This is a genomic window from Actinomadura physcomitrii, assembly GCF_008923205.2.
Classification (GTDB): Bacteria; Actinomycetota; Actinomycetes; order Streptosporangiales; family Streptosporangiaceae; genus Spirillospora; species Spirillospora physcomitrii.
On sequence record NZ_WBMS02000047.1, the window covers coordinates 47,263 to 58,482 of the forward strand.

The window sequence follows — 11,220 nt, forward strand, 5'->3', positions numbered from 1 at the left end:
CATGCCTGTCGAGTCGCTCTTCCCGCGCCTGGAGCCGCTGCTCCCGAGCGTGCAGAAGCCGATTCAGTACGTCGGCGGTGAGCTGAACTCGCAGGTCAAGGAGTGGGACGGCGCCGACGTCCGGTGGGCGCTGATGTATCCGGACGCCTACGAGGTGGGGCTGCCGAACCAGGGCGTCCAGATCCTCTACGAGATCCTGAACGAGCGCGACGGCGTGCTGGCGGAGCGGACCTACTCGGTCTGGCCCGACATGGAGGCCGTGATGCGCGAGCACGGCATCCCGCAGTTCACCGTCGACGCGCACCGCCCGGTCGCCGCGTTCGACGTGTTCGGGGTCTCGTTCTCCACCGAGCTGGGCTACACCAACCTGCTGACGGCGCTGGACCTCGCGGGCATCCCGCTGGAGGCCGCCGACCGCACCGACGAGCACCCGATCGTGGTCGCGGGCGGCCACGCGGCGTTCAACCCCGAGCCGATCGCCGACTTCGTCGACGCGGCGGTGCTCGGCGACGGCGAGGAGATCGCGCTGGCGATCACCGAGGTCGTCCGGGAGTGGAAGGGCGAGGGCTCGCCCGGCGGCCGCGACGAGCTGCTGATGCGGCTCGCGGCGTCCGGCGGGGTGTACGTGCCGCGCTTCTACGACGTGACGTACCTGCCCGACGGCCGGATCCAGCGGGTCGCGCCGAACCGTCCGGGCGTGCCGTGGCGGATCGAGAAGCACACCGTCATGGACCTCGACCAGTGGCCGTACCCGAAGAAGCCGCTGGTGCCGCTGGCCGAGACGGTGCACGAGCGGTTCAGCGTGGAGATCTTCCGGGGCTGCACCCGCGGCTGCCGGTTCTGCCAGGCCGGGATGATCACCCGTCCGGTGCGGGAGCGGTCGATCACCACGATCGGCGACATGGTCGAGCAGGGGCTGAAGGAGTCGGGGTTCCAGGAGGTCGGGCTGCTCAGCCTGTCCAGCGCCGACCACAGCGAGATCGGCGACGTCGCCAAGGGCCTCGCCGACCGCTACGAGGGCACCAACACCTCGCTGTCGCTGCCGTCCACCCGGGTGGACGCCTTCAACATCACGCTCGCGAACGAGTTCTCCCGCGGCGGCCGGCGCTCCGGGCTGACGTTCGCGCCGGAGGGCGGCTCCGAGCGGATGCGCAAGGTGATCAACAAGATGGTCACCGAGGACGACCTGATCCGCACCGTCACCACCGCCTACGAGAACGGGTGGCGGCAGGTCAAGCTGTACTTCATGTGCGGGCTGCCCACCGAGGAGGACGAGGACGTACTCGCGATCGCGGGCATGGCCAAGCGGGTCATCCAGGCGGGCCGCGAGGCGACCGGGCGCAAGGACATCCGCTGCACGGTGTCGATCGGCGGGTTCGTGCCGAAGCCGCACACCCCGTTCCAATGGGCGGCGCAGTGCGACCACGAGACCGTCGACCGCCGCCTCAAGGCGCTCAAGGACGAGCTGCGCGGCGACAAGGAGTACGGCCGCGCGATCGGCCTGCGCTACCACGACGGCCAGCCGTCCATTATCGAGGGCCTGCTGTCGCGCGGCGACCGCCGCGTCGGCAAGGTCATCCGCGCGGTGTGGGAGGACGGCGGCCGGTTCGACGGCTGGAGCGAGCACTTCTCCTACGAGCGCTGGACGGCCTGCGCCGAGAAGGCCCTCGCCGGCGAGCCCGTCGACCTCGACTGGTACACCGTCCGGGAGCGCGATGAGGTCGAGGTGCTGCCCTGGGACCACCTCGACGCGGGCCTGGACCGCGAGTGGCTCTGGCAGGACTGGCAGGACGCCGTCGACGAGACCGAGGTCGAGGACTGCCGCTGGACGCCCTGCTACGACTGCGGGGTGTGCCCGACCATGGGCACGGAGATCCAGATCGGCCCGACGGGCCGGAAGCTGCTTCCACTTTCGGTCGTCTGACGCCGCGCGCCGGCCCCGCGAAACGCCGCTGCAATCGGGCTTTTCGGGCTTGTGGCCTGGGCGGGGGCGGCCGTCCGGGGGACGGGGCCCGGCGCAACGATGTCCGCCGCCCCGTACTCTATAGAGAGACCTTGTTTTTCGACTCGGCACGAGTAGGAAGGACCAGAACCCTGGCACCCATGCCGGAGGGACCGGCGCCGGCCCCCGTGATCCAGCGACTGCGCGTGCGCTATGCCAAGCGCGGCAGGCTGCGGTTCACGAGCCACCGCGACATTTCCCGGGCCGTGGAACGCGCCGTGCGGCGCGCCGGGATCCCTGTCGCGTTCAGCGGCGGATTCACCCCCCACCCGAAGATCTCGTACGCGGGTGCGGCGGCGACTGGGGTGGCCAGTGAGGCGGAGTACCTCGAGATCGGGCTGACCGAGACCCGCGACCCTGCGCGGGTGCAGGCCGATCTCGACGCGGCCCTGCCCCCCGGGCTCGACATCGTGGATGTCGTGCCGGCCGGGCCGGGGCGCACCGGCGACGCGCAGGCCAGGCCGGCCGCGCTCGCCGATCGGCTCGAGGCGTCGCAGTGGCGGATCCGGCTGGACGGGGTGGCGCACGACGCCGCCGCCGCTGCCGTGGCCGCCTTCATGGCCGCCGAGAGCATCGAGGTCGAGCGCCTCACCAAGAAGGGGCGGCGCCGTTTCGACGTGCGCGCCGCCGTGTCCACCTGCGAGCTGGACCGGCGCGCCGCGGAGGCGGCGGATGCCCCTTGTGCGATACTTCGAATGGTTGTTCGGCATTCCACACCGGCCGTACGACCCGACGACATCCTCACCGGACTGCGCCAGGTCGCCGACCTCGCGCCGCCGTCACCGCCACTGGTGACCAGGCTGGCGCAGGGGCCCCTGGACGCGGCCACCGGTGGCCTCGCGGATCCTCTGGATCCGGACCGGGAGACCGGCCTGCCGATCGGCGACGACGCCGGTCCGGCCGGCGGCGCGCGGCCGCGCCCCGGGGACCCCGCGAGCGCGGATGCCGTCAGCGCCTGATCGTGGGACCGAAGCCGTGGCGACACGGAACCGGTCCCGCAGGGGACGGCGGGCGCACCCCCGACGACTTCGTCGTCACGACCGGACCACCGTCCGGTCGTGACGACCCCCACCACAGACGGAGCGCACCCCCGCGGCGCACCCCCGACTATTTGTTGGACCCGCCGGGACCACGTGCCGTTCGTGACGACGCCGACGACTGACGGAGCGCTCCCGCGCGGCGCACCGCCCGGCCCCGCCCCCTGGCGGGACGAGCGGTCGCGCCCGGGAGCCTGACGGGAGATCACCCGGATGCTTGATAACGAAGCCGATGCGGCCAACGCCGAAGGCACCGAAGAAGAGACCACCGGAACCGCGACCGGAGGCGCCGCCGCCGAGAACGGCGCCGCGGCGGGCGTGACCTCGCACCCGCGCCGCCGGGCGAGCCGCCCTGCCGGGCCGCCGCCGGACGTCGAGGACGCGACCGCGGCCGAGCCCCCCGCCGCGGCGCCCGCGCCGTCGTCCGGCGAGCCGGAGCCCGCCGGGGCCGCGGAGCCCGCGGCCGAGGCCGCCGAGCCGCCCGCGAAGAAGCCGGCCCGGTCCCGGACCCGCACCCGTGCCGCGAAGGCCGCCGAAACCGCCGAGCCGGTCCCGCCGACGGGCGCCGGGACCTCCCCGGAGATCGCTGAGGAGCCCGCCCCGGCCGCCGCCGAGGCGCCCGAGGCCGCCGAGGCGCCCCCGGAACCCGCGCGCCGCACCCGCACCCGCCGGCGCACCGCGGTCGCCAAGGACGAGACCGCCGAGACCCCCGAGACCGCCGCGCCGCCCGCGGCGCCGACGGTGCCCCCGGTGCCGTCCGTGCCGGAGGTGCCCTCCGTTCCGGTCGCCGGCGCCGGGCCGGAGGCCGGCCAGGTGTCGGAGAGCGAGCCCGCCAGCGGCGTCGGCGTCCCCGGCGTGACGTTCCAGCCGCCCATGGTGGTGTTCCAGCCACCGCAGCCGACGGCCGAGCCGTCCGCGCGCCCGAAGGACGAGCCGAAGCCCGAGCCGTCCGACCGCGACCGTGATCGCGACGCCGCCGCCGGTGAGGACGAGGGCGACCACGGGCCGTCCGACGAGGACGAGTCGGAGGACCGGCCGTCGCGCCGCCGCCGCCGCAGGGGCGGCCGTGGCCGCGGCCGCGGCGGCAAGGAGGGCGCCGAGGACGAGGCGGACGAGGCCGAGGAGCCCGAGGCCGCCGAGGCCAAGGAGGAGGAGCCCGCCAAGCCCGCGAAGGCCAAGTCGAAGTCCAGGTCCGCCAAGGACAAGGACGAGCAGGACGCCGAGGCCGAGCACGAGGCCGAGGGCGACGAGGAGGGCGAGGGCTCTCAGGGCGGCACCAGCCGCCGGCGTCGGCGCCGCCGCCGCCGTTCGGGCGCCGACGGCGACGGCGGCGGGTCCGACGACCCGCCGAACACCGTCGTGCACGTGCGCACGGCCCGCGAGGAGCGCGCCGCCGCCGAGGACGAGGTCCAGTCCGTGCGGGGCTCGACCCGGCTGGAGGCCAAGAAGCAGCGCCGCCGCGAGGGCCGCGAGCAGGGCCGCCGCCGCCCGCCGGTGATCACCGAGGCGGAGTTCCTGGCGCGCCGCGAGGCCGTCGAGCGGGTCATGGTCGTCCGGCAGGAGGGCGACCGCACGCAGATCGCCGTCCTCGAGGACGACGTGCTCGTGGAGCACTACGTCAACCGCGCGACGCACCAGTCCTACGTCGGCAACGTCTACCTCGGCAAGGTGCAGAACGTGCTGCCGTCGATGGAGGCGGCGTTCGTCGACATCGGCAAGGGCCGCAACGCCGTGCTGTACGCGGGCGAGGTCAACTGGGACGTCGCGGGCCTGGTGGGCCAGCCGCGCCGGATCGAGTCGGCGCTGAAGTCCGGCCAGTCGGTGCTGGTGCAGGTCACCAAGGACCCGCTCGGCCACAAGGGCGCCCGGCTGACCAGCCAGGTCTCGCTGCCCGGCCGCTACCTGGTGTACGTGCCGGACGGCTCGATGACCGGCATCAGCCGCAAGCTGCCCGACAAGGAGCGCAGCCGGCTGAAGTCGATCCTGAAGAAGGTCATGCCGGAGAACGCGGGCGTGATCGTCCGTACCGCCGCCGAGGGCGCCACCGAGGAGGAGCTCGGCCGCGACGTGTCGCGGCTGGCCGCCCAGTGGGAGAACATCCAGAAGAAGGTCAAGACCGCCTCGGCGCCGTCGCTGCTGTACGGTGAGCCGGACCTGACGATCCGGGTCGTCCGCGACATCTTCAACGAGGACTTCTCCAAGCTCGTCGTCTCGGGCGACGAGGCGTGGGACACCGTCTCGGAGTACGTCGAGTACGTCGCCCCGCACCTGGCCGACCGCGTCGAGCGCTGGAACGGCGGCCAGGACGTGCTCGGCGCGTTCCGGATCGACGAGCAGATCGCCAAGGCCCTCGACCGCAAGGTGTGGCTGCCGTCCGGCGGCTCGCTGGTGATCGACAAGACCGAGGCGATGACGGTCATCGACGTCAACACCGGCAAGTTCACCGGGCAGGGGGGCAACCTCGAGGAGACCGTCACCCGCAACAACCTGGAGGCGGCCGAGGAGATCGTCCGCCAGCTGCGGCTGCGCGACGTCGGCGGCATCGTGGTGATCGACTTCATCGACATGGTGCTGGAGAGCAACCGGGACCTGGTGCTGCGCCGCCTCGTCGAGTGCCTGTCGCGGGACCGTACCAAGCACCAGGTCGCCGAGGTCACCTCGCTCGGCCTGGTGCAGATGACCCGCAAGCGGGTCGGGCAGGGCCTGCTGGACGCGTTCTCGGAGACCTGCGAGTCCTGCAACGGGCGCGGCATCCACGTCCACCTCACCCCGGTCGAGCCGAAGCCGGACAAGGCCGCGGGCAAGGAGACGGGCCGCCGCCGCAAGCGCAAGGGCGAGGTCGAGAAGGCCGTCGAGGAGAAGCTGGCGCAGCACGAGGCGAAGAAGGAGCCGGCCGAGCCGAGGCGGGAGGCCGAGCCGAAGGAGCCCGAGGCGGAGGCCGCGCGGCCCGAGCCGGTCCGGTCGCGGCCGAAGAAGTCGGGCCCGGCCAAGCGTCCCGCGGGCCCGCCGCCCGAGGTCGACGGCGAGGAGCCGCCGGCGCAGGCGGCGGTCGAGGCCGCGGAGGCCGCGGGCGAGGTGGCGGGCACCTCGCCCGGCATCCTCGATGACGAGCCGGTCGCGGTCTCGGCGAACGGCGCCGCCCCGGCCGAGGCGAACGGCGCGGCTCCGGCCGCCGAGCCGGCGGAATCCACGGAGGTCGCGGAGCCGGCGGAGGAGGCCCCGCGCCGCCGCCGCACCCGCCGCCCGCGCGCGGCCGCCCAGGCCGAGAGCGAGTAGTCCCGCGCGTCGTGCCGGCCCGGCCCCGCGCCGGGTCGGCACGACCCGGCGGGCGCGGAGGATGCAGTACACTCGGAGTTCGGCGCGTCTTGTGACGCGTCCGGACCAGCACCGCGAGGCCCGTCCGGGGCTCGTCCGGTGCACGCCCCGCCGATCCGGCGGGGAACAGCAGAGAGCGCCTGGGGTGCCGCCCCGGCGTGCCGCCTTCGGCCCGGTGCCGGGGGTAGGCCTCCATCCGGAGGCTGGTGTAAGCCACGTGCGGGACCGGTTCAGTCCGGAAGCGCGCGCAGACGAGAGGTTTCCGCGGTGTACGCGATTGTCCGCGCAGGCGGCAGGCAGGAGAAGGTCGCCGTCGACGACGTGCTGACCGTCGACAAGCTGGCCGGCGAGGTCGGCTCGACCGTCACGTTCCCGGCGCTGCTGGTGGTGGACGGCGACAACGTCGTCAGCGGCTCGGCCGATCTGGCCCGCTACGAGGTGACCGCCGAGATCCTCGGTGCGGTCAAGGGCCCGAAGATCAACATCATGCACTACCGGAACAAGACCGGTTACAAGCGGCGGATGGGTCACCGTCAGCCGTACACCGAGGTCAAGATCACCGGTATCGAGTCCGGGAAGTAAGGGAGAGCGGTCACATGGCACACAAGAAGGGCGCATCGTCCAGCCGTAACGGTCGCGACTCCAACGCCCAGCGCCTCGGCGTGAAGCGGTTCGGCGGCCAGGTCGTCAACGCGGGCGAGATCATCGTCCGGCAGCGCGGCACCCACTTCCACCCCGGCCCCGGCGTCGGGCGCGGCGGCGACGACACCCTGTTCGCGCTGGTCGCGGGCGCGGTGCAGTTCGGCCGGTACCGCGGCCGCAACGCCGTGAGCATCGTCCCGCCGGCGGAGTAGTCCGCCTGCATCAGACGTTTTCCGAGGGGCGGACCGCTGAAGGTCCGCCCCTTTGCCCTGTTCATGGGGCGCCCCCGTGCGCGGGGCGCGCGCCCCGCCGCAGGGCCGACACCGAGGAGGACCACCGTGGCCGCTGGAGCGGGTTCGGGCGCGCAGTTCGTCGACCGGGTGGTGCTGCACGTCGCCGCGGGCAACGGCGGCAACGGCTGCGCGTCGATCCACCGGGAGAAGTTCAAGCCGCTCGGCGGCCCGGACGGGGCGAACGGCGGCCGCGGCGGAAGCGTCGTCCTCGTCGTCGACTCGAACGCGGCGAGCCTGCTGGAGTACCACCGGCGCCCGCACCGCAAGGCGGGCAACGGGCGTCCCGGGCAGGGCGGGCACCGGACGGGCGCGGACGGCGCGGACGTGGTGCTGCCCGTCCCCGACGGCACCGTGGTGAAGCAGGGCGAGGCGATCCTCGCCGACCTGGTCGGCGAGGGAACCCGGTTCGTGATCGCGCGCGGCGGCCAGGGCGGGCTCGGGAACGCGGCGCTCGCGACCGCCAAGCGCAAGGCGCCCGGGTTCGCGCTGCTCGGCGAGCCGGGCGAGGAGCGCGATGTGGTGCTGGAGTTGAAGAGCGTCGCGGACGTGGCGCTCGTCGGCTTCCCGAGCGCCGGGAAGTCGTCGCTGATCGCGGCGCTGTCGGCGGCCAAGCCGAAGATCGCCGACTACCCGTTCACCACGCTGGTCCCGAACCTCGGGGTGGTGAGCGCGGGCGACACCGCGTTCACCGTCGCGGACGTGCCGGGTCTGATCGAGGGCGCCAGCGAGGGTCGCGGCCTCGGCCTGGAGTTCCTCCGCCACATCGAGCGGTCCTCGACGCTCGCGCACGTGCTGGACTGCGCGACGCCCGAGCCGGGCCGCGACCCGGTCAGCGACTTCGAGGTCATCGAGCGCGAGCTGCGGGCCTACGACCGGGTCCTCGGCGACCGGCCGCTGTCGGACCGGCCGCGTATCGTCGTGCTGAACAAGGTCGACGTGCCGGACGCCCGCGACCTCGCCGAACTGGTGCGGCCCGAGTTCGAGGCGCGCGGGCTGAGGGTGTTCGAGGTGTCGGCGGCGTCGCACGAGGGGCTGCGGGAGCTGTCGTTCGCGATGGCGGCGATGGTCGAGGAGCACCGGGCGTCGCTGCCGCCGGCGGAGCCGACCCGGATCGTGATCCGGCCGGAGCCGGTCGGCGGGGGCGCCGACTTCGAGGTGAAGGACCTCGGCGACAACACCTACCTGATCACCGGCGCGAAGCCGGTGCGGTGGCTGCGGCAGACCGACTTCGCCAACGAGGAGGCCGTCGGCTACCTCGCGGACCGGCTGGCGCGGCTCGGCGTGGAGGACGCGCTGACCGAGGCCGGGGCGAGCGCCGGCGCGACCGTGCTGATCGGCACCCCGGACGACTCGATCGTGTTCGACTGGGAGCCGGAGATCGCCGCCGGCGAGGCGGCGGCGGGCCCGCGCGGCACCGACCGCCGCCTGGACGGCCACTACTGATGCCGAGGGAGCCGGCGGGGGACGCGGGGTTCGTCCCGTCCCGGGAGGCTCCGATCGCACCCCCTGAGGAGAGAGGCCCGATGAGCGAGCGCGAGGCGATCGCGAAGGCCCGCCGGATCGTGGTGAAGGCGGGATCGTCGTCGCTCACCACCCCGCAGGGCACGATCGACGCGAACCGCATCGACGCGCTGGTGGACGTGCTCGCCGCGCGCCGCGCCGGCGGCGCCGAGATCGTGTTCGTGTCGTCCGGCGCGATCGCGGCGGGGCTCGGCCCGCTCGGGCTGACCCGGCGGCCGCGCGACCTCGCGACGCAGCAGGCGGCGGCGAGCGTCGGGCAGGGCCTGCTGTTCGCCCGCTACACCTCCTCGTTCGCCCGGTACGGGGTGACGGTCGGGCAGGTGCTGCTGACCGCGGACGACATGATCCGCAGGACGCACCACCGCAACGCGCAGCGCACCCTCGAGCAGCTGATCACGCTCGGCGTCCTGCCGATCGTGAACGAGAACGACACGGTCGCGACCGACGAGATCCGGTTCGGCGACAACGATCGGCTCGCCGCGCTGGTCGCGCACCTGACCCGCGCGGACGCGGTCGTGCTGCTGTCCGACGTCGACGCGCTGTACACCGGCGACCCGCGGCGTCCCGGCGTCCGCCGCATCACCGACGTGCACGGTCCCGCCGACCTCGCGGAGGTCGAGCTCGGCGGGTCCGGGCGGGTCGGCACCGGCGGGATGGTCACCAAGGTCGAGGCGGCGCGGATCGCGGGAGTCCCGGTCGTGCTGACGAACGCCGCGTCCGCCGCGCACGCGCTGGCCGGCGACGGGGTCGGCACGCTGTTCCACCCGGCCGGCGGCCGCCGGATGTCGACCCGCGACCTGTGGCTCGCGCACGCCACTACCGGGCAGGGCCGCGTCACGCTGGACGCCGGCGCCGTCGACGCGGTGGTGCGGCGCCGCAAGTCGCTGCTGCCCGCCGGCGTCACGGGCGTCGAGGGCGACTTCGCGGCGGGCGACCCCGTCGACCTGTGCGACCCGTCCGGCCGGGTCGTGGCGCGCGGCCTGGTGCACTACGACGCGTCCGAGATCCCCGAGCTGATGGGGCGCTCGACCCGCTGGCTGGCGCGCGAGCTGGGCGCCGAGTACGAGCGCGAGATCATCCACCGCGACCACCTGGTGGTCCTGACCGAGCAGTGAGGAGTTCGCGATGAGCGAGCGCGAGCAGTTCCTGATGGTGGCGCGGCGCGCCCGGGAGGCGGCGGCGGGCCTGGCGCCGCTGCCGCGGGCGGCCAAGGACGCGGCGCTGCACGCGATCGCGGACGCGTTGGTCGCCGCGGCCCCCGAGATCGTCAAGGCGAACGCGGCGGACGTCGCGCGGGCCCGCGAGAGCGGCACGTCCGAGTACATGATCGACCGGCTGAGCCTGGACGAGGGCCGCATCGCGCGGATCGCCGACGCGGTGCGCAAGGTCGCGGTGCTGCCCGACCCGGTGGGGGAGTCGGTGCGCGGGAGCGTGCTGCCGAACGGGCTGGAGCTGCGGCAGGTCCGGGTGCCGCTCGGCGTCGTCGGGATCATCTACGAGGGCCGCCCGAACGTGACGGTGGACGCCGCCGCGCTCTGCCTGAAGAGCGGGAACGTCGCGATGCTGCGCGGCTCGTCGTCGGCGCACGACTCCAACACCGTGCTGGTCCAGGTGATGCAGGCGGCGCTGGCCGGCACGGAGGTGCCGGCGGACGCGGTACAGCTCGTCCCGGGCACGTCGCGCGAGTCGGTGAAGCACCTGATGCGCGCGCGCGGGCTGGTGGACGTGCTGATCCCGCGCGGCGGCGCCTCGCTCATCAACTCGGTGGTGGAGGAGTCGACCGTCCCCGTCATCGAGACGGGCGTCGGGAACTGCGCCGTGTACGTGGACGCGGCCGCCGACGTGGACATGGCGGTCGACATCCTGCTGAACGCCAAGACGCAGCGCCCGTCGGTGTGCAACGCCGCGGAGACGTTCCTCGTGCACGCCGACATCGCCGACGCGTTCGTCCCGCGCGCGCTCGACGCGCTCAAGCAGGCCGGTGTCACCGTGCACGGCGACGAGCGCGTCCGCTCCTACGGCGGCGACGTCGTGGAGGCGACCGAGGACGACTGGTACGCCGAGTACCTGTCGCTGGACATCGCCGCCCGCGTCGTCGACTCCCTCGAGGACGCCGTCGCGCACATCCGCACGTACGGCTCCGGGCACACCGAGGCGATCGTGACGGCGTCGCAGCCGGCCGCGAAGCGGTTCGTCGCGCTGGTCGACTCGGCCGCCGTCATGGTGAACGCCTCGACGCGGTTCACCGACGGCGAGGAGTTCGGGTTCGGCGCGGAGGTCGGCATCTCGACGCAGAAGCTGCACGCGCGCGGGCCGATGGGGCTGCCGGAGCTGACGTCCACCAAGTACGTCGTCACCGGCGAGGGGCACCTGCGCGGCTGACCCGCGGCCGGGGCGCGGTGTGCCGGGG

Annotated in this window: 8 protein-coding genes; all 8 read left to right on the plus strand. The window is 73.9% G+C overall.

What is annotated here, in order from left to right:
• The first annotated feature begins 1 nt into the window (after position 1).
• The 8 genes from F8568_RS38830 (at position 2) to F8568_RS38865 (ending at position 11,192) form a co-directional block, all read left to right on the plus strand.
• Positions 2 to 1,924 (plus strand): TIGR03960 family B12-binding radical SAM protein, encoded by a 1,923-nt coding sequence (locus F8568_RS38830; protein ID WP_151598615.1) that lies wholly within the window; start codon positions 2 to 4, stop codon positions 1,922 to 1,924.
• A 179-nt stretch (positions 1,925 to 2,103) separates the two neighbouring features.
• Positions 2,104 to 2,961 (plus strand): TIGR03936 family radical SAM-associated protein, encoded by an 858-nt coding sequence (locus F8568_RS38835; RefSeq protein WP_202125845.1) that lies wholly within the window; start codon positions 2,104 to 2,106, stop codon positions 2,959 to 2,961.
• Between the two features lie 291 nt (positions 2,962 to 3,252).
• Positions 3,253 to 6,315 (plus strand): Rne/Rng family ribonuclease, encoded by a 3,063-nt coding sequence (locus F8568_RS38840; protein WP_151598616.1) that lies wholly within the window; start codon positions 3,253 to 3,255, stop codon positions 6,313 to 6,315.
• Between the two features lie 306 nt (positions 6,316 to 6,621).
• Entirely contained in the window at positions 6,622 to 6,936 is a 315-nt protein-coding gene (gene rplU, locus F8568_RS38845; protein WP_151598617.1) for a 50S ribosomal protein L21, read from the plus strand.
• 14 nt (positions 6,937 to 6,950) lie between these two features.
• Positions 6,951 to 7,208, plus strand: a complete 258-nt coding sequence (gene rpmA, locus F8568_RS38850; RefSeq protein ID WP_151544591.1) for a 50S ribosomal protein L27 — start codon at positions 6,951 to 6,953, stop codon at positions 7,206 to 7,208.
• Positions 7,209 to 7,334: 126 nt separating this feature from the next.
• A complete protein-coding gene (gene obgE / locus F8568_RS38855) occupies positions 7,335 to 8,732 on the plus strand; it encodes a GTPase ObgE (protein ID WP_328601214.1) in 1,398 nt (465 codons plus the stop codon).
• Positions 8,733 to 8,812: 80 nt separating this feature from the next.
• Entirely contained in the window at positions 8,813 to 9,925 is a 1,113-nt protein-coding gene (gene proB / locus F8568_RS38860; protein ID WP_151598619.1) for a glutamate 5-kinase, read from the plus strand.
• A gap of 10 nt (positions 9,926 to 9,935) precedes the next feature.
• Entirely contained in the window at positions 9,936 to 11,192 is a 1,257-nt protein-coding gene (locus F8568_RS38865; RefSeq protein ID WP_151598620.1) for a glutamate-5-semialdehyde dehydrogenase, read from the plus strand.
• The last annotated feature ends 28 nt before the right edge of the window (positions 11,193 to 11,220 follow it).

Coding starts and splice junctions, on each gene's coding strand:
- F8568_RS38835 (WP_202125845.1), top strand. CDS start 2,104: ATGCCGGAGGGACCGGCGCCGGCCCCCGTGATCCAGCGACTGCGCGTG.
- F8568_RS38865 (WP_151598620.1), top strand. CDS start 9,936: ATGAGCGAGCGCGAGCAGTTCCTGATGGTGGCGCGGCGCGCCCGGGAG.
- proB (WP_151598619.1), top strand. CDS start 8,813: ATGAGCGAGCGCGAGGCGATCGCGAAGGCCCGCCGGATCGTGGTGAAG.
- F8568_RS38830 (WP_151598615.1), top strand. CDS start 2: ATGCCTGTCGAGTCGCTCTTCCCGCGCCTGGAGCCGCTGCTCCCGAGC.
- rpmA (WP_151544591.1), top strand. CDS start 6,951: ATGGCACACAAGAAGGGCGCATCGTCCAGCCGTAACGGTCGCGACTCC.
- F8568_RS38840 (WP_151598616.1), top strand. CDS start 3,253: ATGCTTGATAACGAAGCCGATGCGGCCAACGCCGAAGGCACCGAAGAA.